Raw genomic sequence first — 21480 nt, 5'->3', positions numbered from 1 at the left:
TCGAGCAGAAACGCGACTCGGGAAGAGGAAAAATCATGTCCGGGAACGAACTGCCGTCACACGCCCGTGTGGTCATTGTCGGAGGCGGCGTGATGGGGGTCGGTCTGGCCTATCATCTGGCGCATGAAGGCTGGGGCGCTGATACCGTCCTGCTGGAGAAGGCCGAGCTGACCAGCGGCAGCACTTGGCATGCAGCGGGGCAGATCACGCATTCGACGTCCAGCTTTGGACTGGGCAAATGCGTGGATTACAATATTGGCCTGTACTCTGGTCAGTTGGAGGCCGAAACCGGCCAGCCCGTCACATGGCATGGCTGCGGTTCGTTCCGTCTGGCCTATACCGAGGATGAGATGGACTGGCTGCGCCACACCCTGTCGGTTGGTCGGTCGCTGGGTTTCAATATCGAGCTTGTTGGTCCCGAAAAGGTGGCCGAACTGCACCCGTTCTACAACCTCGAAGGTGTTTTAGGCGCGTTGCACACACCGGATGACGGACATGTCGATCCAACCAACGTGACCATGGCGATGGCGACCGGTGCGCGTCAGAAAGGCCTACGTATCTTCCGCAACTGCCGCGCGACCAACATCACGCAGGCCGAGAATGGCGAGTGGGCGGTTGAGACCGAGCAGGGCACCATCACCTGCGAGCATGTGGTGAACGCAGGCGGCACTTATGCCCGTCAGATGGGCGAATGGTCGGGGCTGCAATTGCCGATGACCTCGATGACGCACCATTACTTCGTGACCGAGCCGGTGCCTGAATTCCAGAACCTGGACACCGAACTGCCGGTGATCCGTGATGACCGCAAGGTCTCGGGCTATATCCGGATGGAGCAGCAGCGCGGTCTGATCGGGATTTACGAAAAAGAGAACCCGAACTCGGTCTGGCATGATCACTGCCCGTGGGAATACGAAAACTGGTTGTTCGACGCGGATTACGACCGGGTGATGCCGTGGCTTGAGGAAAGCCTGAACCGGATGCCGATCTTTGCCGAACTCGGTATTCAGCGCGACGTGCACGGGGCGATCTCGCACCCGCCGGATGGCAATCCGCTGATCGGACCAGCGCCGGGGGTTCGGAACTATTGGTGCTGTTGCGGGACCCAGATCGGCATTGGCTGGGGGCCGGGTCTGACCCGCGAACTGGCGCGGTGGATGGTGCATGGTGCCGCCGATATCTCGATGCGCGAATACGATCCGCGCCGGTTCGGCAGCTATGCGACCAAGGATTGGCAGGTGATCAAGGCCGAAGAAGACTACTGCCTGCGCCATGAAATCCCCTTTCCACATTTCAACCGTCTGGCCGGGCGACCGATCAAGCCGTCACCGCTGCATGAGCTGCTGAAATCCAAGGGCGCGGTGCATGAAGAAGTGTATGGTTTCGAACGCCCCCGCTGGTTTGCCCGCGATGGGGTGGAACAGCGCGACCATTATTCCTTCCGCCGCACATCTGCCGACGACATGGTCGCGGCCGAGGTCAAAGCCGTTCGTGAAAGCGTCGGCATCATGGACGTCACCGCTTTCACCAAGGTCGAGGTTTCGGGGCCGGGGGCTTATGCCCTGCTTGACCGGCTGACCGCAAACCGGATGCCGCAGAAGGTCGGCTCGATCACGCTGACCCATATGCTGAACCGTCGCGGCCGTATCGAATTGGAGACCACGATTGTCCGCATGGCCGCTGACCGCTTCTATCTGGTTTGTGCGGCCTTATTCGAACAGCGCCTGCTGGATCATCTGGCGCAGCAGCGCGCGGAAGAGGATGTGCAGATCACCGCGCTGTCCGCAGACTGGTCGGCCCTGTCGCTGAACGGTCCTCGATCGCGGGATGTGCTGGCGCGCTGTACCGATGCCGATCTGACCAATGCCGGGTTCCGCTGGCTTTCCGCGCAGGAAATCACCATCGCCGGTCACAAGGTCTGGGCCTTCCGCATGTCCTATGCCGGGGAACTGGGCTGGGAACTGCACATGCCCAACGCTGCCTGCCTCGACGTCTACAACGCGCTTTGGGCGGCAGGTGAGGCGTATGGCATCACCGACTACGGCAGCTTTGCCATGAACGTGATGCGAATGGAGAAGGGCTTCAAAGGCGCGGGCGAGTTGACCAACGAGGTCACTCTGGCCGAGGCCGACGTGCTGCGTTTTGCGCGCACCGACAAGGATTATCTGGGCAAGGACAAGACGCTCAACACCGATCTGCCCTGGATCTGTGCCTATCTTTCAATTGAACCGGATGGAGAGATTGATGGGCATGGCGGAGAGGCGGTGCTGCTGGACGGGCGCGTCGTCGGGTCCACGGCGTCGGTCGCGTATGGCCACACCGTCGGTAAGATTCTGGCCTTTGCATACCTCAAGCCCGAAGCGGCCAAGGCCGGGACACAGCTGGAGGTCGTGATTCACGGCCAACCCCGTGCCGCCCGTGTTCTGGACAAACCTGCTTACGACCCCGACAGTTTGCTGCCCCGCAGTGACGCCATACTGGAGACCGCTTGATGAGCCTGCCCGATACGATGAGAGCCATGGTCACAATGGGCCATGGTGGTCTGGAACAGATGGTGATGCAGGAAGACTGGCCGCGTCCAGAACCCGCGGCTGGTGAAGTTCTGATCAGGGTCGCAGCCTGCGGCCTGAACAATACCGACGTCAATACGCGGTCCGGCTGGTATTCCAAGACCGTAACGGATGCGACCACCGGTGGCGCATTCGAGGAAGTCGGTGAAGAAGACCCGACATGGGGCGGCAACCCGATCACCTTCCCGCGCATTCAGGGCGCAGATGTCTGCGGCCGTATCGTGGCCGTTGGCGAGGGCGTGGACAGCGCTCGTATAGGCGAGCGTGTCATCACGGATGGCTGGCTGCGAGATCCGGCTGATCCCGGCAACATGAACAAGACAGGGTACTTCGGTTCGGAACGCGATGGCGGGTTCGCCGAATATACCACGACTCTGGCGGTCAATGCGGTGGCGATCACTTCGGATCTGTCGGATGCCGAACTGGCCACATTCTCCTGTTCCTATTCTACCGCCGAAGGAATGCTGTCCCGTGCCAACGTGACGGAAAAAGACACCGTTCTTGTACCCGGTGCCTCTGGCGGGGTGGGTGGTGCTTTGGTTCAATTGGCCAAGCGCCGTGGCGCGCGTGTGATTGCGATGGCATCCGAATCCAAACACGCCGACGTGGCCGATCTTGGCCCAGATGTGATATTGCCCCGCACACCTGAAGATCTGCGGTCGGCGCTGGGCGACGAGAAGATCACCGTGGTCGCCGATGTGGTAGGTGGCCCTTACTGGCCGAACCTGATCGACGTACTGGAGCGCGGCGGGCGCTACACCTGTTCGGGGGCCATTGCAGGTCCGATGGTCGAACTTGACCTGCGGACGTTCTATCTGCGCGATCTGACCTTCACCGGTTCGACCGTGATCGGACCCGAGGTCATGAAGAACCTCGTGACATATATTGAAGCCGGTGAAATCAAGCCGGCTCTGGCCGCAACCTATCCTTTGGAGGAGTTGCGGGACGCGCAAGCGGCGTTCATCGCCAAACAGCATACCGGCAACATCGTGGTGGTACCATGACGTTGGATGATGTTCTCGAGGCGGCCCGCCAATTGCATCAGGCGCATCCTGACCTTGCCGCGTTTGCATCATGGCCGGACGATCTGACACCGACGGGTTTGCAGCCTGCTCACATTCCGGCGACCGATCTGGTGGGCGATTTTGGCCTTGATGGCGTGGCGCCAACCCGTGATCTGGTCGCGGCGATCAAGGCCAGCGCGCATCTGGCGCAATGGAAACACACATACACCGAAGAGGAAGTCGGTGCGGATTTCCTGAATCGGTACGGGTATTACGAACTGTTCGGACCGACCGGGCATTTCCACTCGACCCAATTGCGCGGCTACGTTGGATATTGGGGCGCTGGTCTGGACTATGACTGGCACAGCCATCAGGCGGAAGAGCTGTATCTGACCCTTGCGGGCGGAGCAGTTTTTCGCAGCAACGAGGATGAAACCTTCGTCGGCCCGCACCAGACACGACAGCACAAAAGCTGGCAAAGCCACGCCATGACAACGATGGACCAACCGATCCTGACCTTTGTCCTGTGGCGAGGCGAAGGGATGGGCGACCTGCCCAGAATGGACGCCGCATGAAAATCACCCGCATCCGAATTTACCAGACCGGGCTTCCCTATGTCGGCGGCACCTATGCCTGGGGTGCGGGAAACGCGATTGAAACGGCCATCGCATCGGTTGTCGCCCATTTTGCGGCGTCGACCCCGCCTGAATACCTGCAGAACACCACGGATCTGATGAACTACAACACGCGATCTACGGGCGTCGGCGGTCCTGTCGTTAAAGACGGAAAGTTTTATGCAACCAATACGCCGGGATTGGGTGTAACCCCCGATTTTGAAAGCCTCGGCGCACCCGTGGCGGAGTATGCTCTATGAAGATTGAAACGATTACCGTTTTTCAGGTCGATTTGCCGCTCGAGCATCCCTATTGGCTTTCCGGGGGGCGCCTGAAGTTCGAAACGCTTGATGCGACGCTGGTCAGGCTCGAAACCGATACCGGTCTGGTTGGCTGGGGCGAGGGCACGCCCTGGGGGCACACCTATGTACCCGCGCACGGGCCGGGCATCCGGGCCGGGATCGAAACGATGGCCCCCTTCATCCTGGGGCTTGATCCGCGGCGCGTGCTGGACGTGGAACGGGCCATGGATCTAGCCTTGCCCGGACATCTCTATGCTAAAAGCCCCATAGACATGGCCTGCTGGGATATTACCGGTCAGGCGGCGGGCTTGCCGATTGCCGATCTGATGGGCGGCGGATCGCGTACACCGCGCCCGATTGCGTCCTCGGTCGGGGCAAAAACCGTCGAGGAAACACGCGAGGTCATGGAGCGATATCGCGAGCGCGGCTATGTCGCGCATTCGGTGAAGATCGGCGGTGATGTCGAGCGGGACATTGCGCGTGTGCGGGATGTGGAAAGCATCCGGCAGCCCGGAGAGATTGTTCTGTATGATGTCAACCGTGGCTGGACGCGCCAGCAGGCCTTGCGGGTGATGAGCACCTGCGAGGACCTGAACGTGATGTTCGAGCAACCCTGCGAAACACTGGATGATATCGCGGCGATCTCAAGGCTTCATGCATCCCCAGTATCTGTGGACGAGTCCCTTGTGACCTTGCAGGATGCCGTCCGGATTGCCCACGATGGTCTGGCCCAGATATTCGGGATCAAGCTGAATCGCGTGGGTGGCCTGACCAAGGCCGCGCGGATGCGCGATATCGCGCTGGCCCATGGGATAGACATGTTCGTAATGGCCACCGGTGGAACGGTTCTGGCCGATACCGAAGCGCTGCATCTGGCCGCCACGATCCCGGATGACCATTGCCACGCGGTTTGGGCCTGTCAGGACATGATCACGGTTGATGTTGCAGGTGGTCGAGGGCCCCGCAACGTCGATGGCCATCTGCATCTGCCCGAAGCGCCGGGGCTGGGCGTGCATCCGGACGAAGCTGCATTGGGTGATCCAGTAGGAGAATATGCTTGAGAATTGACAAGATAACGCTCTGGTCCGTCGATCTGACCAGCCATGAAACCTATCACATGGCCGGCGGCAAGACCTGCGCGACCGTGACGTCTCATATCCTGCGTCTTGAGACGGATACAGGTCTGACAGGTTGGGGCGAGGTCTGCCCGATCCCGCATTATCTGCCCGCCTTTGCAAATGGAGTACCGGGGGCAATCGCTGAAATGGGACCCGAGATTCTCGGGATTTCGCCAATTGGGGTCGACGCACCGATGCGAAAGCTGGACGGATTTCTGCAAGGCCACAGCTACGCGAAATCGATCGTCGACATTGCACTGTGGGATCTGTTCGGCCGCGCGGCAGGGGTGCCGGTTTACGCGTTGCTGGGCGGGCGGACACGGGCAGATATGCCACTTTATCATTCGATCACATGTATCGCGCCGGACGAAATGGCGCGCATCGCCAAGGCAGCCTTTCAGACGGGCATTCGGCAATTCCAGGTCAAGCTGGGTGTCGAGGGTGATTGGCAAGCCGATACCGAGCGGCTGATCAAAGTGCGCGAAGCCGTGGGAACCGGACCGCTTGTGTATGGCGACTGGAACTGCGGCGCATCGCGCCTTCAGGCAACGCGAACCGGGCGCGCGGTGGCGCATCTGGATGTGATGCTGGAACAGCCCTGCAAAACACTGGAAGACTGCGCCGCTGTTCGTCAGTCGACGGGTCTGCCAATGAAGATCGACGAAAGCGCCTTTGATCTTGCATCGCTGATGCGGGCGCATGAGTTGGGTTGCATGGACGCGGTGGCGCTGAAACTGTCGAAATTCGGCGGTCTTTCGGCAATGCGCCGTGCACGCGATCTGACCGTGCAGCTGGGTGCCGAGATTTGTGCAGAATGCACCTGGGGATCGGATATCGTAACGGCGGCCTCGCTGCATTTTGCGGCTTCGACCCCGCATGGATCGCTGATGAACACTTGCGACTTGTCCTCTTACGTTGCTCCGCGCCTGTGCCCCGACGCACCAAACCGTGAAAACGGCCGGATTGCACCGCCCGAAGGCCCGGGTTTAGGTGTGACACCTGACCTCGAAATCCTTGGCGCCCCGATTTTGGAGATTGATTGAGATGCTGAAGATCCAGACACAGTCCGAGTGGATAGCACGCGCAAAAGAGGTTCTGCCAGCTGGCGGTTTCGGCAACTTCGACCCGGGCATCATCATCGCCCGTGGCGAGGGCAGCCATGTCTGGGACGAGGACGGGAACGAATATATCGACTATCTGATCGGGTCCGGCCCGATGCTGCTGGGCCATGGTCACCCCGAGGTGATGGAAGCGGTGCTGGAGCAACTGCCCAAAGGAATGACCTTCTTTGCCAACAACAGCAAGGGCATAGAACTGGCCGAGGCCATTATCGAAGCCGTCCCCTGTTGCGGGCAGGTGCGTTTCGTGGCCACTGGTGGCGAAGCTGACATGTACGCCATGCGGCTGGCGCGTGCCTATACCGGGCGCGACAAGATCCTCAAGTTCGAAGGGGGGTATCACGGAATGAGCGCCGAGGCGCAGATGAGCCTGGCCCCCAGCCGCCGGGTCAATTTCCCGCTGGCCGTTCCCGACAGTGCCGGCATCCCCCAAAGCGTGGCCGAGCAGATGCTGATCGCGCCTTTCAATGATCTTGACGCGGTGGCGGCGCTGCTGGACGAACATGACGATGTCGCTGCGATCATGGTCGAACCCTTGCAGCGGATCATCCCGCCCGAGCCGGGGTTTTTGCAGGGCTTGCGGACCTTGTGCGACAAATTTGGTGTGCTGCTGATTTTTGATGAGATCGTCACCGGGTTCCGTCTGGCTTACGGCGGCGCACAAGAGCGATATGGCGTGACCCCGGATATCTGTACGCTTGGCAAGATCACCGGTGGTGGCTTCCCTCTGGCGGCATTGGGTGCCAGCACCGAGATCATGAAGCATTTCGACAAATCGAAGGTCGGAGAACAGGGCTGGCTTATGCAGTTGGGCACTTTGTCCGGCAACCCCGTCGCCTCAGCGGCGGGGCTGAAGACGATGGAGGTTTTGCGGCGCGACGGCACCTATGAAAACCTGCGCTCGATTGGGAGGCAGTTGCAGCAGATGCAATCGGACGCTTTGAATGAGGCGGGCATCGCCCATCGCATCTGCGGTGACGAGACCTTGTTCGACATTTATTTCACCAAGGCCGAATGTCGGGACTATCGCAGCGCAAACCATGATGATCCGCAACGCAACGCCACGTACAATGCAACGTTGCGGGCGCATGGGGTCTTCAAGGCTCCGGGTAAACTGTACCCGTCTCTGGCGGTTACCGAAGCGGATCTGGAACAGACCAGAGAGGCCGTACGTCACGCCGTTGAAGCGATTTCCTGAACGCGGGTCTGGCACAACGCAATCCGGCACAACGTAAACGGGTCGCCGTTGAACTCAACTGCGACCCGCTACCTTTGGAAGCCGGGGGTCAGCCTCGCCCCCTCGAATACTGATTAAAACACCGGCAATCTGAAAACTTTTCGATACTTTCGAGACTGACCCGACTTCCTCTTCGGTATGTCACATTAATGCCTGATCGCGCCGCCTTCTACAGTGATCAAGTTCACACTAGGAAAACTTATTGCGAATTTTTCCAATCGAATAGATCACGTCCCGCCTGTTCAAGCAGTTCAGCCGCCATCGCGCGGGCCATCTCAGGCCCATCCTCGACGGGGCCGGTCATATCCCTGCTGGCGGTTTCCGTTCCGTCCGGGCGCAGCACTTCGCCTCGCAGCCTGAGTTTGTCGCCGTCCAGTTCGGCAAGACCGGCGATCGGGGTTTCGCAGGACCCGTCCAGCGCGGCCAGCAATGTGCGTTCTGCCGCCAGGCGCCATCCCGTTTCGGTGTGATGAATCGCGTCCAGCATTTCGGCTGCGCGCATGTCGTCGCAGCGCCGTTCGATGCCGATGGTGCCCTGCGCGATCGCTGGCAGCATGTCGTCAGGGGAAATGGCGCTGGCCGGAACCTCTTCCATTCCCAAACGGCGAATGCCTGCCATTGCCAGAAACGTGCAATCGGCAACCCCGTCTTCAAGCTTTTTCAGCCGTGTCTGCACGTTTCCGCGAAACTCGACCACTTTCAGATCCGGCCTCCGATTCAGCAGCTGCGCCCGCCGCCGCAAAGACGAGGTGCCCACAACGGCGCCTTCGGGCAGATCGTGGATCGAGCCCAATCGCGGAGATATGAAGGCGTCGCGCACATCCTCGCGCGGCAGGAACGTATCCAGGACCAGCCCTTCGGGTTGTTCAACGGGCATGTCCTTTGTTGAATGCACGGCGATGTCGATCTCGGCGCGCAGCATCGCCTCTTCGATTTCCTTGGTGAACAGGCCCTTGTTGCCGATTTCCTTCAGCGGTCGATCCGCGTCGATCATGGCGCGATTGTCACCGGTCGTCTTGATCACTACGATTTCGAACGCATCCTGTGGCAGATCAAAGGCATCGCTCAGGCGTTGGCGCGTTTCATAGGCCTGAGCCAGAGCCAGCGGCGAGCCACGGGTGCCGATTCTGAGGGGCGATGCGGGGGTGGGCAGGGTCAAAGTCATGTGCACAGCTTTAGTCGCGTCACATTGCCCTGACAATGGGGGCTGAGCTTGACAAATTGCCGCCGAAGGACGACCCGTTGCCAAAACCTGAATGCTGGGGACAAACATGGCCGAGACAAAGAAGCTGCTGCGGGCGCTGGCGGGCGAAGTACAGGATGTGCCGCCGATCTGGATGATGCGTCAGGCGGGTCGGTATTTGCCGGAATACCGGGCCACACGTGCTCAGGCCGGGGATTTCCTGTCACTGTGCTACAATCCTGAATTGGCAGCAGAAGTTACCTTGCAGCCAATTCGGCGATATGGGTTCGATGCGGCGATCCTGTTTGCCGACATCCTTCTTGTGCCACAGGCGCTGGGGGCTGACCTTTGGTTCGTGACAGGTGAAGGGCCGCGTTTATCCACCATCACGCAGCAGGCCGAGTTTGATGCGTTGAAGCCTGTTGACGCGATTCACGAGACACTGTCACCGGTTTACGAGACGGTGCGCATTCTTTCGCGGGAATTGCCGTCGGAAACCACCTTGATCGGATTTGCAGGTGCGCCGTGGACTGTGGCCACCTACATGATTGCAGGGCGCGGCACGCCGGATCAGGGTCCCGCGCATGCGTTGCGCGAAGGTGATACCGCTTTGTTCGAGGCGCTATTGGACCGCATCACCGCGGCAACGATTGAATATCTGTCCGCTCAGATCGACGCCGGAGCCGAGGTGGTCAAGATATTTGACAGTTGGGCGGGGTCTTTGACGGGCGAAGCTTTCCGCAAATACGCGGTGGAGCCGTGCCGGGTGATTACGCAGGCCATCAAGGAACGTCATCCTGGCATCCCCGTGATTGGATTTCCGCGGGAAGCAGGCGACGGGTATGTCAGGTTTGCAAGGTCGACCGGCGTGGATTGCGTGGCGTTGGACAATTCCGTGTCGCCCGAATGGGCGGCTAAGAACGTGCAGATTGATGGCTGTGTGCAAGGCAATCTGGCATCGTCGCACATGGTTACTGGCGGTCAGGCGCTGGTGGATGAGACTCGGCGCATCGTGCGCGCCTTTTCCAAGGGGCCGCATATTTTCAACCTCGGCCATGGGATCACTCCGGATGCCGACCCGGACAACGTTCAGCTGATGATCGACACGGTGCGCGGCGGGTAGAACGCATGGGAGGGGGCCAGCCCCCTCTTGGCCGCTGGCCAATTCACCCCCGGGATATTTCTGGCCAGATGAAGAGTGTGTCAGGTGCTTTCTGGGGCTTGGAGTTCATTCAGGATCTCGGTTGTGTGTTGGCCGCGGGCCGGGCTGGGCTTTGGTTGCCACTGGTGTGTGGAGAAGCGTGGGGCGGCGGTGGCCTGTAGGGTGCCGTCTGTCTGGCGCCAGGATTGACGGGCTGCATTCATCGGATGGGCTGTGGCCTCGTCGGGGCTGAGTACCGGGGCGACGCAGGCATCTGACCCGTCGAACAATTTGGCCCAATGGTCGCGTGGCCTGGACGAGAAGATTTCGGCCAGGCGCCGGGTCAGGTCGGGCCAGAGCTTGCGGGTGTACTGTTGTTGGAATGCCGGGTCCCGGGACAGGCCCAGGATTTCAAGAAATCGGACGTAGAATTTTGGTTCAAGGCATTGGACCGAAACAAATCCGCCGTCTGCGCAGGTGTAGGTTCGGCTCCAATGCGGGCCGTCCAACAGGCTTTGGCCGCGGGTTTCAGACAGGTTTCCGGTTTGGCGCATGGTCATCAGAAGGTTCATCATATGGGCCGAGCCGTCGTAGATGGCGGCGTCGACCACGGTGCCTTTCCCGGTTCTTTGCGCGTTGATCAAACCTGCCAGGATGCCCGCGACAAGGTACATGGCGCCTCCACCGATATCGCCGACCAGGGTTGCAGGGGTTTGAGGCGGCTGATCCGGGAGAGAGGCGTACCAGAGCGCACCGGACAAGGCGATGTAATTCAGGTCATGTCCTGCCGTGTCGGCCAGCGGACCATCCTGCCCCCAGCCGGTCATGCGGCCATATATCAGTTTTGGGTTGCGGGTCAGGCAAAGATCCGGGCCAAGACCCAGCTTCTCCATAACGCCGGGGCGAAAGCCTTCGATCAGTGCATCTGCCGTGTCAATCAGGCGACGGGCGGTCGCCAGATCTTCGGGATCCTTCAGATCAAGCGCAATCGATCGTTTGCCGCGGTCCAGAAGCGAGCGGTCGGGCATGCCCGGTGTTACTGCCTGGCCTTTGCGGTGGATCGTGATGACGTCGGCGCCCAGATCAGCTAGCTGCATGGCGGCAAACGGGCCGGGGCCCAGCCCTTCGATTTCGACTATGCGTATTCCATTCAGCATCGGCGCCCTCCGTTGTGGCAGAGTTTGCGGGTGGGTTGACGGATTGCAAGTTGGAATTGAGCATGGTTCTGACAACCATTACAGAATGCGCGGCACGTTGTGCGAAATTGACCTGTTACAGGCTGGTTCGGCGCGATAGGGTCTCGGTCGGAACGGGGAACGGATATGACGACCATTTTGTCCATCAAAGATCTTCGCAAGTCTTACGCGGATGGGTTCGAGGCGCTGAAAGGTGTGTCTCTGGATATTGAAGAGGGTGAGATACTTGCGCTTTTGGGGCCAAATGGGGCCGGAAAGACGACCCTGATTTCGACGATTTGTGGAATAACGACTCCGACCTCGGGGGTGGTCAGGGTTGGCGGACATGACACCCAGTCCGATTATCGCGCAGCGCGCAGGATGATAGGGCTTGTACCGCAAGAGATCGCGTTGGAACCGTTTGAAAAGGTCTGGAACACGGTTCGACTGTCACGCGGGCTGTTCGGACTTGGCAAGGACAACGCGCGGATCGAAGAGATTCTGCGCAAGCTGTCCCTGTGGGACAAGCGCAACAACGCGATCAAGGAATTGTCCGGCGGCATGAAGCGGAGGGTGCTGATCGCCAAGGCCCTGGCCCATGAACCCCGTGTGCTTTTTCTGGACGAGCCGACTGCCGGAGTGGATGTCGAGTTGCGCAAGGACATGTGGGAGCTTGTGGCGGAACTGAAACGGGACGGTGTCACCATCATTCTGACCACCCATTACATTGAAGAAGCAGAAGCGATTGCGGATCGTGTCGGCGTCATCGACAAGGGTGAGCTTTTGCTGGTGCAGGACAAAGACACACTCATGTCGCAGATGGGAAAAAAGCAGATCGAAGTCATGCTGACCGAGCCCATCGATCGGATTCCCGATAATCTGGTCAGCCACAATCTGGCCCTCAACGGCGCGGGTGATTGTCTGATCTATACCTACGATACCCATGCGGATCGTACCGGCATAACGACCTTGCTGAATGACGTGTCCGAGGCCGGGTTGGTGTTGCGCGACGTGCAGACCAGACAATCAAGCCTGGAAGAGATTTTTGTCAATCTGGTATCGGGAGAGGCCGCATGAACTGGACCGCGATCGCTGCCATCTACCGGTTCGAAATGGCCCGTTTCTTTCGCACTCTGGCACAGAGCTTTCTGTCGCCGGTTCTGTCCACGTCGCTTTACTTCGTGGTGTTTGGCACCGCCATCGGCAGCCGTATCCAAGAGGTCGAGGGCGTTTCATACGGTGCGTTCATCGTGCCGGGGCTGATCATGTTGTCGGTGGTGATGCTGTCGATTTCGAACGCGTCGTTCGGAATTTACTTCCCCAAGTTTCTGGGCACCATCTACGAGCTGTTATCCGCTCCGGTCAATTTCATCGAGATCGTGATCGGGTATGTCGGTGCCGCCGCAACCAAGGCGTTGTTCGTGGGGTTGGTGATATTGTTCACCGCGACGTTTTTCGTCGATATTCGGATCGAGCATCCATTCGCCATGGCCGCGTTTCTGATCCTGTCCTGTCTCAGCTTTTCGTTGCTCGGATTCATCATCGGCATCTGGGCCAGCAATTTCGAGCAGATGTCACTGGTGCCGCAGTTGGTGGTGACGCCACTGATCTTTCTGGGGGGCACGTTTTATTCGATCTCGATGCTGCCGCCATTGTGGCAGACCATCACGCTGTTCAATCCCGTGGTCTATCTGATTTCGGGTTTCCGCTGGTCCTTTTACGGGCTGGCAGATGTGCCGATCGTTTTCAGCCTTCTTGCCATTGTCGCTTTTACAGGGCTGTGCCTGGCCGTCATAGGCTGGATATTTAAAACCGGCTGGCGCATTCGCAGTTGATCCTCGCCAAGGCGTTGCATTTTTGCCCATCGGGTGTGTGAATTTGGTTCACGTCGCGTTTTACGCCGGCAGAGTCCCTTGTTTACGGGTTGGGGGCACTCTACATCGGCACCCATGAAGCTCAGCCTGCCGTTCGTAAAAAAGCACCCTTGCGTGGCCGTTGTCCGTTTGTCCGGTTCCATTGGAATGGCCGGTCGCGGGTCCTTGAACGATACCACCCTGGCCCCGGTTCTCGACAAGGCGTTTCGAAAGGGGAAACCTGCGGCTGTCGCGCTCGAGATCAACTCTCCGGGCGGGTCGCCTGTACAAAGCTCTTTGATTGGCGCCCGAATTCGGCGCTTGTCGGAAGAGCTGGACGTGCCCGTGATCGGGTTTGTCGAAGATGTTGCGGCATCCGGAGGGTATTGGCTGGCGGCCGCTGCGGATGAGATCTGGGCCGACGACAGTTCGGTTCTTGGCTCAATCGGAGTCATTTCGGCAGGTTTTGGCGCGCATGTCTTCCTGGCGCGGCAGGGGTTCGAGCGGCGCGTTCATACAGCGGGCAAATCGAAATCGATGCTGGATCCCTTTTCGCCGGAAAAGAAAGAGGATGTGGCACGCTTGCAAGGGCTGCTGGGCGACATCCACGAAAACTTCATCGCGCATGTCAAAGCCCGCCGGGGTGACAAGCTGGATCACAGTGCCGACCTGTTCACGGGTGAAGTCTGGCTGGCGCGTCGGGCGCATGAACTGGGTTTGATCGACGGTATCGCCCATCTGAAACCCAAGATGCAGGAACGGTTTGGCGACAAGGTCAAGTTCCGCCGTTATGGCGTGCGCAAACCGATCTGGTCTCGGTTCGGGGCCAGCCTGGCACAGGATGCCATTGCCGGATTAGAGGAGCGTGCGGCCTACGCGCGTTTTGGTTTGTGACGTGATCATCAAGGCTGTCACACTTTTTCTGATCGGCATGGGTGTCTTGGCGATGTTCGGTAAACTGCGCTTTCCGGGGCAGAAGAAACTGAGTTCGGCCAAGTGTCCGCGCTGCGGACGGTTTCGCATAGGCAAAGGCCCTTGTGCCTGCGAAAAAGGAGGTCGGACTTGATCACCACTTGGCTGCTGTCTGGTCTTGGGCTGTTGATCCTGCTGCTTGCAGGCGATGCGCTTGTGCGCGGTGCTGTGAACCTGAGCTTGCGTCTGGGTGTTCCGGCGTTGATTGTCAGCCTGACGATAGTGGCCTTCGGAACGTCTGCACCCGAGTTGCTGATCGCCATCAGCGCATTGAAAGAGAACGCTCCCGGTATTGCGCTGGGCAACGTTGTCGGATCGAACACGGCCAACATCCTGTTGGTTCTTGGACTGCCCGCATTGCTGGCTACGATTCACACCAGTGAATGTGACAGCCGCAGGAATTACGTCTTCATGCTGCTGGCGACGGTTCTGTTCATCGGGCTGGCTTTTAGCGGAACATTCACATTCTTCAGCGGTCTGATCCTGCTGGCGGCGTTGAGTCTTGTCCTGATGACTGCCTTTCGTGAGGCGAAAGCACATCGCAAGGCCTGTGGTGAGGCTTGCGCGGATGATGACGAGCTTGAAGGCTTGGAGGAAGCCGACCCTGACATGCCCTACTGGAAGGTATCGATTTACCTGATCCTGGGGTTGGTGGGGCTTCCGATGGGTGCGCACTTGCTTGTCGACAACGCGACCGTCATCGCAAGAACCTATGGGGTCAGTGAAACGGTCATCGGCCTGACCCTGATCGCGGTTGGAACCTCTTTGCCCGAACTGGCGACGACGCTTATGGCCGCATTGCGCAGACAGGCCGATGTCGCGCTGGGCAACGTGATCGGTTCGAACATGTTCAACCTTCTGGCCATCATCGGGATCGCAACCTGGTTCGGGCGCATTCCGGTCGATCCGGAATTCCTTCGGTTCGATCTGTGGGTCATGCTGGGCGCATCGCTGCTGCTGGTTCCGTTTGTATTCCTCAAACGCGACATCTCGCGCGTCTGGGGGATGGTGTTGACTTTCCTTTATGTGCTTTACGTCATCGTATTGCTGGTGTGATCTGACCAAACGAGGTGAAGAATGACCCGAGCCCTAGTCACCGGCGCCGGTATTCGTCTGGGCCGGGCCATGGCACTGTATCTGGCAGATCGAGGTTTCGATGTGGCCGTGCATTACGCCTCATCCGAAGGTCCGGCGCAGGAGACGGCGGCAGAGGTACAGGCCCTGGGCCGAAAATCCGTGACCCTGAAGGCCGATCTGCTGGATGAAGCTCAGGTTCAGGCGCTGCTGCCCAAAGCGGTTGAGGCGCTGGGCGGGCCGATCACGTGTCTGGTGAACAACGCTTCGATCTTCGAATACGACAACATCCGCACGGCAACCCGGCAAAGCTGGGATCGACATCTCGACAGCAATCTGCGCGCGCCCTTTGTGCTGACGCAGGCCATGGCCGGTCAGGGGCTGAGCGCCGGAACAGATGAAAATGGCGAACCGCTTGCAACCGGCCTCATCGTCAACATGGTGGACATGCGTGTGCGTAAACTGACGCCCGAGTTCATGTCATACACCATCGCAAAAATGGGTTTGTGGACGCTGACCCGAACGGCGGCGCAGGCGTTGTCTCCGGCGATCCGTGTCAATGCGATCGGGCCGGGCCCAACGATGCAGGGCCACCGCCAAAGCGAAGAACATTTCCAGGCACAGCGTTCAAACACCGTTTTGGAGCGGGGATCCAACCCGTCTGACATAACCGCTGCGCTTGGGTACTTTCTGGATGCACACGCGGTCACCGGACAGCTTTTATGTGTGGACGGCGGTCAGCATCTGGGTTGGAAAACTCCGGATGTTCTGGGTGTAGAATAAGTAATTCTGCTGCAAGTTTTGCACCGCTCTCAATCGTGTTACATGTGCGTTACAAAAATGTCTTTTTTTTCATACACTTGCTAAGTATGCAAAAAAATAATGTTTAAAAACAAACACTTGATAAGTTGCCTATTTTTTGTGCAAGTAAAGGAAAAGGCAAGGAAACAAGGGGATTTCTGATCTTCCGGAATTTTATCTTCACACTTATCCACAGAAACCGTGGATTTGTTTTCTCTTGATCTGACAAGCGTGAGATTGCAGCCATTGCCAGAGAATCATATCTCAGGATCATGACCACCGACAGCGAATCATCCCCCACCGGCTATGCCTGCATTCAGCGCTATGTAAAAACGCTGGACAGTTCTCCGGGCGTTTACCGCATGCTCGATACAGACAGCCGGGTTCTGTATGTCGGCAAAGCCCGAAATCTCAGGGCACGGGTGTCGAATTACACACGGCCGGGTCATTCGGGGCGGATCGAAAAGATGATCGCCGCGACGGCCTCGATGATGTTCCTGACCACGCGAACCGAGACCGAGGCCCTGCTGCTTGAGCAGAACCTGATCAAGCAGCTCAAGCCGAAATACAATGTATTGTTGCGGGATGACAAAAGCTTTCCGAACATACTAGTCGCCAAGGATCATGACTTTCCGCAGATCAAGAAACACCGAGGGGCGAAGAAGGAAAAAGGTGCTTATTTCGGCCCTTTCGCCAGTGCCGGTGCGGTGAACCGGACGTTGAACCAGTTGCAAAAAGCGTTCCTGCTGCGCAACTGCTCGGATTCGATGTTCGACAGCCGAACGCGGCCATGCCTTCTGTATCAGATCAAACGGTGTTCCGGGCCGTGTGTCGGCCTGATCTCAGAGCAGGATTACCGTGAAAGCGTGAAGGACGCCGAACGCTTCCTGTCGGGCCGCTCGACCAAGGTGCAAGAGGAACTGGCCGAGCAGATGATGGCCGCATCCGAGGCGATGGAGTTCGAACGCGCCGCAGGTCTGCGTGACCGCATCCGGGCTCTGACGCAGGTGCAGACCTCTCAGGGCATCAACCCGCGCGGTGTGGCCGAGGCGGACGTGATCGGCCTGTATATGGACAGCGGTCAGGCCTGCGTGCAGGTGTTTTTCATCCGTGCGAACCAGAACTGGGGCAACAAGGATTTCTATCCCCGCGTCGGCCCGGATGTTTCACCTGCCGAGGTGATGGAGGCCTTTCTGGGCCAGTTCTATGACAACAAGGAGCCGCCGCGTCAGCTGATCCTGTCGGACGGAATCGAAAATGTGGATCTGATGCAGGACGCGCTGACTGAGAAAGCCGGGCGCAAGGTCGAAATCCTTGTGCCGCAGCGTGGCGAAAAACAGGAACTTGTTGCCGGTGCCTTGCGCAACGCGCGCGAGGCTTTGGCCCGCCGCATGTCGGAAAGTGCCACGCAGGCCAAGTTGCTGCGCGGGCTGGCCGAGGCGTTCGATCTGGATGGTCCGCCTGGACGGATCGAGGTCTATGACAACTCTCATATTCAGGGCACCAATGCTGTCGGCGGCATGATCGTGGCCGGCCCCGAGGGGTTCATGAAGAACGCTTACCGCAAGTTCAACATTCGCGGTGATGACCTGACACCGGGTGACGACTTCGGCATGATGAAAGAGGTGCTGAACCGCCGCTTCACCAGACTGCAAAAGGAAGACCCGGACCGCGACAAAGGGCTGTGGCCCGATCTGTTGCTGATCGATGGCGGTGCCGGGCAGGTAAGCGCGGTGCATCAGATCATGGTCGAACATGGGGTCGAAGACATTCCCATGGTCGGCGTCGCCAAAGGGGTCGACCGCGACCACGGCAAGGAAGAGTTTCACCGGATCGGCCAGCGCCCCTTTGCGCTGAAACGCAACGACCCTGTGTTGTATTTCATTCAACGCCTCAGGGACGAAGCGCACCGGTTCGCCATCGGCACCCATCGTGCGAAACGCGCCAAGGCCGTGGGTGCAACGCCGTTGGATGAAATCCCAGGGGTAGGGGCTGCGCGCAAGCGTGCTCTGTTGACCCATTTCGGCAGCGCCAAAGCCGTCAGCCGGGCCAATCTGGCCGATCTGAAAGCGGTCGAAGGAATCTCGGCCGGGTTGGCGCAAAAGGTTTACGATTTCTTCCACGACAAGGGCTAGGCCTGCCGGCCCCGCCACAGGATATAAAGACCCGACGCGACGATCAGCGCGCTGCCGATCCACATGTTGGGATCCAGCCTCTCTCCAAACATGGCTACGCCAAGCCCGATGCCGAACAACAGCCGGGTGTATCTGAACGGGGTCACGGCGGACACTTCGCCGATGCGCATCGCCTTCATCAGCGATGCATAGGCCATTACGCCCATCAGCACCGCACCGATCAGATGCAGGCTGGTGTGAGGGCCAACCGGTGCAATCGGCGCGCCCTCCCAGAACCGATAGGCCACGCCGGCCACGATGATGCTGAGGAAGCCGTAGAACCCCAGGACTTCGGTTCCAAGCGTGGCAGGTGCTGCGCGGCTGGCCAGATCACGTCCGGCAAATCCCAGCATTCCCAGCACCGCCAGTATCGACAGCAGCGAAAAGCTGTCTCCGGTGGGTTGCAGGATGACGACAACGCCGATCATGCCGACAAAGATAGCGCTCCAACGCCGCCAACCGACTGTCTCGCCGAAGAACAACGCGGCGCCTGCTACAACGACCAGAGGCGTGGCTTGCAGAATCACCGTGGCCGAGGACAACGGCGTCAGTGCGATGGCCAGAACATAGAACAACCGACCAAAGACCTCGAACAGCACCCGAATTTTCATCGGGCGGGACAGAACGTCAGGTTGCAGCAGCCGCTGCCCGCGGGCCCGAGCCACCGCAGCGAAAATCACCGACCCGCCCGCGCCGAAAAGAACCAGGACCTGCCAGATCGGCAGCGCGGCTGAGGCTGCCTTCAGCAACGCATCCTCCAGCGCAAAACCGGCCATCGCGGCAACCATCCAGAGGCTGCCTATCATGTTTGACCGTGTGTCGGTTTGAATATGCGCTGTCATCTGGTACTTTCCGGCTGGGCTTGCGCGGCAATCTGACCGCAAAGCCGGTAAAGGCCAAGAGGTACTGTTCTGAGACGTCGGGCCTGCGGCGCTTTGACCAAGCGTTTGTGAGTGATGCAGTTTTTTGTCTGATTGGCTTTTCTGTCCCGGACCGGCGATATAGGGTCCAAGCCATGAAGTGGAATTTACCTAATCTCCTGACCGTCCTGCGCCTGCTGGCCGCGCCCGGGCTGGCAGTCATGTTTCTGTATTTCACCCGTCCCTATGCGGACTGGTTTGCACTGATCCTGTTCCTGTCAGCGGCGATTACCGATTGGTTCGATGGGTATCTGGCCCGCGCATGGAAGCAGGAGACCAAGATCGGAGCGATGCTGGATCCGATCGCCGACAAGGCTATGGTGGTGATCGCGCTTATGATCCTTGTGGGCTATTCGACCGAGCACTGGACGCCGTGGCTTGTCCTTCCTGCAACCGTGATCCTGTTTCGCGAAGTCTTTGTCTCGGGCCTGCGGGAATATCTGGGCGATGTGGCCGGGACGCTCAAAGTCACCAAACTGGCCAAATGGAAGACCACGGCCCAGATGGTCGCCATCGCGGTTCTGTTTTCGCAGGGTATCTTCGAGCACTATGCCGTGATGGCAAGTTTTGGCATGGATGCCGAGCTGGTCGAGCAGATCATTGCGGGTCAGGTCGAAGACGTGAACCACCTGCGCCTGAATGTCGATGGCATGTATTGGGCGGGTCAGGTCGGGCTGTGGCTGTTGTGGATTGCGGCAACGCTTACATTGATCACCGGCTATGACTATCTACTTAAGGCCATGCCTCATCTGAAGGAGAGCTAACCGATGGATGTTCTGTATTTCGCCTGGGTGCGCGAACGCATCGGCTTGCCAAAGGAAAAGGTCGAAACGCAAGCGGCGACGGTCGGCGAATTGGTGGCAGAACTGAGCGCTCGGGAAGAGCGCTATGCCGCGGCATTTGCCGATCTGTCCGCGCTGCGCGTTGCGTTGGATCAGGAGCTGTCGGATTTCGATGCGTCGCTGTCAGGTGTTCGGGAAGTTGCGTTTTTCCCGCCGATGACGGGCGGTTGACCGATGCGGATCGCGGTTCAGGAAGAGGCATTTGATCTGGGGGCCGAGGCCAATGCCTTTGCCGCCGGGGATGATTCCAACGGCGCCATCGTCACCTTCACCGGCGTTGTGCGTGATCTGGCGAGCGGTGATCTGGATGTGATGGAGATCGAGCACTATCCCGGTATGACCGAACGCGCCCTGACCAAGATCGCCGAAGAGGCGCAGGCGCGTTGGGCATTGGGCGATGTGCTGGTGATTCACCGCCATGGACGTCTGGCCCCGGGCGACAAGATCATGATGGTGGCCACCGCTGCACGGCATCGCAAGGATGCGTTCGAGGCGGCGGAGTACCTGATGGATTACCTGAAATCCCGTGCTCCCTTCTGGAAGAAAGAAATCACCCGGTCGGGTGCGGAATGGGTTGCCGCCAAGGATGAGGATGAAGACGCGCTGACCCGGTGGTGAGGATGCGTCGAGCGGGCGGATCGGCTGTCGCGGCCTTATTTCGGCAGATCATTGAACGGGCAAACATCGTCTTCGAACGGAACTCTCTTGCGGCGGAACATGGCACCCTCAACGCATTCCGGGTCGCTGATCCTGTCCATGCGGAAATGCCGAAAATCATCTCGCTGCGGATCCCAGGCAACCAGGTACCAGAGCGGTGGCAGGATCAGCATAGCTTGCGGTTCAACTTCGCGAAAACTCTGGACACCTTTGGCGTCGCGATAACCAAAGCGCAGGTAAAGCCGGTTCAGAAACGCCTGTTCGAAGGCGGGCAGAAGGGCCGCATCCATGGGTCCGAGGTCTGACAGGTTCTGCTGAGGCGACAATTGTCCAACGTAGAGGCAATCGAGAAAGCGACGCAGATCGCGCACCCGGTCCGCTGGCAGGGATTTTTCGATCTTGGCCAGACCTGCATCCGCCAGATCCGAGAACGGCAATGCACGTGCCGCCCGCATTGACGCCACGCCGAGCAGCAGGGCAAAAACCTCGGTTGCCGACAACCGGGCGGTTGTTAGGACGGATTGCGGATCAAGTTGCAGCCCGCCACCCCGGCCACATTCGGAATAGATTACAAATCCCTGATCACGCAGTGCAGCGATGTCGCGCAGGATGGTGCGGCACGAGACGCCGACCTCTGCGGCCAGCGCATCTACGGTGGAACTGCTGTTGCGTCGTAGGATAAGGGCGATGGCGTCTTGTCTGGTCGCGGCTTTCATTAGCCCAACCTA

21 protein-coding genes are annotated in these 21480 nt (G+C 59.1%); 17 read left to right on the top strand and 4 right to left on the bottom strand.

The genetic code is table 11. The features are described 5' to 3' along the window. The first annotated feature begins 35 nt into the window (after positions 1–35). Genes GS611_RS09905 through GS611_RS09875 form a run of 7 tightly spaced genes read left to right on the top strand, consistent with a single transcriptional unit; the run spans position 36 to position 7921 of the window. Positions 36–2489 carry an FAD-dependent oxidoreductase gene (locus GS611_RS09905; protein WP_171635119.1) on the top strand — a complete coding sequence of 818 codons (2454 nt, stop codon included), beginning with the start codon at positions 36–38 and terminating at the stop codon, positions 2487–2489. Then, positions 2489–3571, top strand: coding sequence for an alcohol dehydrogenase family protein (locus tag GS611_RS09900; protein WP_253284982.1), 1083 nt, complete (start codon positions 2489–2491; stop codon positions 3569–3571). The genes GS611_RS09905 and GS611_RS09900 overlap by 1 nt, the downstream gene beginning before the upstream one ends. Further along, positions 3568–4146 carry a dimethylsulfonioproprionate lyase family protein gene (locus GS611_RS09895; RefSeq protein WP_171635116.1) on the top strand — a complete coding sequence of 193 codons (579 nt, stop codon included), beginning with the start codon at positions 3568–3570 and terminating at the stop codon, positions 4144–4146. The genes GS611_RS09900 and GS611_RS09895 overlap by 4 nt, the downstream gene beginning before the upstream one ends. Then, on the top strand, positions 4143–4445 hold the full coding sequence (locus GS611_RS09890; RefSeq protein WP_216598229.1) for a hypothetical protein: 303 nt from the start codon (positions 4143–4145) through the stop codon (positions 4443–4445). Before GS611_RS09895 ends, GS611_RS09890 begins: the two co-directional genes overlap by 4 nt. Further along, positions 4442–5548: a mandelate racemase/muconate lactonizing enzyme family protein gene (locus tag GS611_RS09885; protein WP_171635115.1), complete on the top strand. Its 1107-nt coding sequence runs from the start codon at positions 4442–4444 to the stop codon at positions 5546–5548. Before GS611_RS09890 ends, GS611_RS09885 begins: the two co-directional genes overlap by 4 nt. Beyond that, the gene (locus GS611_RS09880; protein ID WP_171635114.1) at positions 5545–6648 is read left to right on the top strand and encodes a mandelate racemase/muconate lactonizing enzyme family protein; all 1104 of its coding nucleotides are present in this window, start codon (positions 5545–5547) and stop codon (positions 6646–6648) included. Before GS611_RS09885 ends, GS611_RS09880 begins: the two co-directional genes overlap by 4 nt. Before the next feature lies 1 nt (position 6649). Next, a complete protein-coding gene (locus tag GS611_RS09875; protein WP_171635113.1) occupies positions 6650–7921 on the top strand; it encodes an aspartate aminotransferase family protein in 1272 nt (423 codons plus the stop codon). Positions 7922–8159: 238 nt separating this feature from the next. On the opposite strand, the gene hemC is transcribed toward GS611_RS09875, so the two are convergent. Beyond that, positions 8160–9125, bottom strand: coding sequence for a hydroxymethylbilane synthase (gene hemC / locus GS611_RS09870; protein ID WP_171635112.1), 966 nt, complete (start codon positions 9123–9125; stop codon positions 8160–8162). A 106-nt stretch (positions 9126–9231) separates the two neighbouring features. Between hemC and hemE the strand changes: the two genes are divergently transcribed. After that, positions 9232–10266, top strand: coding sequence for a uroporphyrinogen decarboxylase (hemE, locus tag GS611_RS09865; RefSeq protein WP_171635110.1), 1035 nt, complete (start codon positions 9232–9234; stop codon positions 10264–10266). 80 nt (positions 10267–10346) lie between these two features. Here the strand turns inward: hemE and GS611_RS09860 are convergent, their stop codons facing one another. Then, positions 10347–11441 carry a CaiB/BaiF CoA-transferase family protein gene (locus tag GS611_RS09860; protein WP_171635108.1) on the bottom strand — a complete coding sequence of 365 codons (1095 nt, stop codon included), beginning with the start codon at positions 11439–11441 and terminating at the stop codon, positions 10347–10349. Between the two features lie 165 nt (positions 11442–11606). Between GS611_RS09860 and GS611_RS09855 the strand changes: the two genes are divergently transcribed. From GS611_RS09855 to uvrC, 6 genes are all read left to right on the top strand, one after another. Continuing rightward, positions 11607–12536: an ABC transporter ATP-binding protein gene (locus GS611_RS09855; protein WP_171635106.1), complete on the top strand. Its 930-nt coding sequence runs from the start codon at positions 11607–11609 to the stop codon at positions 12534–12536. Continuing rightward, on the top strand, positions 12533–13294 hold the full coding sequence (locus tag GS611_RS09850; protein ID WP_171635104.1) for an ABC transporter permease: 762 nt from the start codon (positions 12533–12535) through the stop codon (positions 13292–13294). Before GS611_RS09855 ends, GS611_RS09850 begins: the two co-directional genes overlap by 4 nt. Before the next feature lie 114 nt (positions 13295–13408). Then, on the top strand, positions 13409–14206 hold the full coding sequence (locus GS611_RS09845) for a S49 family peptidase (protein WP_171635101.1): 798 nt from the start codon (positions 13409–13411) through the stop codon (positions 14204–14206). A 171-nt stretch (positions 14207–14377) separates the two neighbouring features. Next, positions 14378–15340 (top strand): calcium/sodium antiporter, encoded by a 963-nt coding sequence (locus GS611_RS09840; protein WP_171635180.1) that lies wholly within the window; start codon positions 14378–14380, stop codon positions 15338–15340. 21 nt (positions 15341–15361) lie between these two features. Continuing rightward, on the top strand, positions 15362–16141 hold the full coding sequence (locus GS611_RS09835; protein WP_171635099.1) for an SDR family oxidoreductase: 780 nt from the start codon (positions 15362–15364) through the stop codon (positions 16139–16141). A 290-nt stretch (positions 16142–16431) separates the two neighbouring features. Next, positions 16432–18294: an excinuclease ABC subunit UvrC gene (gene uvrC, locus GS611_RS09830; protein WP_171635096.1), complete on the top strand. Its 1863-nt coding sequence runs from the start codon at positions 16432–16434 to the stop codon at positions 18292–18294. Here uvrC and GS611_RS09825 read toward each other — a convergent pair. Further along, positions 18291–19175 (bottom strand): DMT family transporter, encoded by an 885-nt coding sequence (locus GS611_RS09825; RefSeq protein ID WP_171635094.1) that lies wholly within the window; start codon positions 19173–19175, stop codon positions 18291–18293. The two genes, uvrC and GS611_RS09825, sit on opposite strands and share 4 nt — an antisense overlap. A gap of 173 nt (positions 19176–19348) precedes the next feature. Here GS611_RS09825 and pgsA point away from each other — a divergent pair, with 173 nt between their 5' ends. From pgsA to GS611_RS09810, 3 genes are read left to right on the top strand one after another with little or no spacing between them, the layout of a single operon-like run. Then, entirely contained in the window at positions 19349–20017 is a 669-nt protein-coding gene (pgsA, locus tag GS611_RS09820; protein WP_171635092.1) for a CDP-diacylglycerol--glycerol-3-phosphate 3-phosphatidyltransferase, read from the top strand. Positions 20018–20020: 3 nt separating this feature from the next. Beyond that, the gene (gene moaD, locus GS611_RS09815; protein ID WP_171635090.1) at positions 20021–20266 is read left to right on the top strand and encodes a molybdopterin converting factor subunit 1; all 246 of its coding nucleotides are present in this window, start codon (positions 20021–20023) and stop codon (positions 20264–20266) included. 3 nt (positions 20267–20269) lie between these two features. Beyond that, a complete protein-coding gene (locus tag GS611_RS09810) occupies positions 20270–20713 on the top strand; it encodes a molybdenum cofactor biosynthesis protein MoaE (protein ID WP_171635087.1) in 444 nt (147 codons plus the stop codon). A gap of 35 nt (positions 20714–20748) precedes the next feature. Here GS611_RS09810 and GS611_RS09805 read toward each other — a convergent pair whose 3' ends face one another. Beyond that, positions 20749–21468, bottom strand: a complete 720-nt coding sequence (locus GS611_RS09805) for a YafY family protein (protein WP_171635086.1) — start codon at positions 21466–21468, stop codon at positions 20749–20751. Between the last annotated feature and the right edge of the window lie 12 nt (positions 21469–21480).

The sequence above is a fragment of the Ruegeria sp. HKCCD6119 genome (assembly GCF_013110585.1).
GTDB lineage: Bacteria > Pseudomonadota > Alphaproteobacteria > Rhodobacterales > Rhodobacteraceae > Ruegeria.
This window is presented reverse-complemented; position numbering and strand designations above follow the sequence as displayed.

What these genes read in the sequence shown, in the direction of transcription:
- moaD (WP_171635090.1), top strand. Translation starts at nt 20,021, where the DNA reads ATGGATGTTCTGTATTTCGCCTGGGTGCGCGAACGCATCGGCTTGCCA.
- GS611_RS09900 (WP_253284982.1), top strand. Translation starts at nt 2,489, where the DNA reads ATGAGCCTGCCCGATACGATGAGAGCCATGGTCACAATGGGCCATGGT.
- GS611_RS09805 (WP_171635086.1), bottom strand. Translation starts at nt 21,468, where the DNA reads ATGAAAGCCGCGACCAGACAAGACGCCATCGCCCTTATCCTACGACGC.
- GS611_RS09860 (WP_171635108.1), bottom strand. Translation starts at nt 11,441, where the DNA reads ATGCTGAATGGAATACGCATAGTCGAAATCGAAGGGCTGGGCCCCGGC.
- GS611_RS09825 (WP_171635094.1), bottom strand. Translation starts at nt 19,175, where the DNA reads ATGACAGCGCATATTCAAACCGACACACGGTCAAACATGATAGGCAGC.
- GS611_RS09890 (WP_216598229.1), top strand. Translation starts at nt 4,143, where the DNA reads ATGAAAATCACCCGCATCCGAATTTACCAGACCGGGCTTCCCTATGTC.
- GS611_RS09875 (WP_171635113.1), top strand. Translation starts at nt 6,650, where the DNA reads ATGCTGAAGATCCAGACACAGTCCGAGTGGATAGCACGCGCAAAAGAG.
- hemE (WP_171635110.1), top strand. Translation starts at nt 9,232, where the DNA reads ATGGCCGAGACAAAGAAGCTGCTGCGGGCGCTGGCGGGCGAAGTACAG.
- GS611_RS09905 (WP_171635119.1), top strand. Translation starts at nt 36, where the DNA reads ATGTCCGGGAACGAACTGCCGTCACACGCCCGTGTGGTCATTGTCGGA.
- GS611_RS09810 (WP_171635087.1), top strand. Translation starts at nt 20,270, where the DNA reads ATGCGGATCGCGGTTCAGGAAGAGGCATTTGATCTGGGGGCCGAGGCC.
- pgsA (WP_171635092.1), top strand. Translation starts at nt 19,349, where the DNA reads ATGAAGTGGAATTTACCTAATCTCCTGACCGTCCTGCGCCTGCTGGCC.
- GS611_RS09855 (WP_171635106.1), top strand. Translation starts at nt 11,607, where the DNA reads ATGACGACCATTTTGTCCATCAAAGATCTTCGCAAGTCTTACGCGGAT.
- GS611_RS09850 (WP_171635104.1), top strand. Translation starts at nt 12,533, where the DNA reads ATGAACTGGACCGCGATCGCTGCCATCTACCGGTTCGAAATGGCCCGT.
- GS611_RS09895 (WP_171635116.1), top strand. Translation starts at nt 3,568, where the DNA reads ATGACGTTGGATGATGTTCTCGAGGCGGCCCGCCAATTGCATCAGGCG.
- hemC (WP_171635112.1), bottom strand. Translation starts at nt 9,125, where the DNA reads ATGACTTTGACCCTGCCCACCCCCGCATCGCCCCTCAGAATCGGCACC.
- GS611_RS09835 (WP_171635099.1), top strand. Translation starts at nt 15,362, where the DNA reads ATGACCCGAGCCCTAGTCACCGGCGCCGGTATTCGTCTGGGCCGGGCC.
- GS611_RS09885 (WP_171635115.1), top strand. Translation starts at nt 4,442, where the DNA reads ATGAAGATTGAAACGATTACCGTTTTTCAGGTCGATTTGCCGCTCGAG.
- uvrC (WP_171635096.1), top strand. Translation starts at nt 16,432, where the DNA reads ATGACCACCGACAGCGAATCATCCCCCACCGGCTATGCCTGCATTCAG.
- GS611_RS09845 (WP_171635101.1), top strand. Translation starts at nt 13,409, where the DNA reads ATGAAGCTCAGCCTGCCGTTCGTAAAAAAGCACCCTTGCGTGGCCGTT.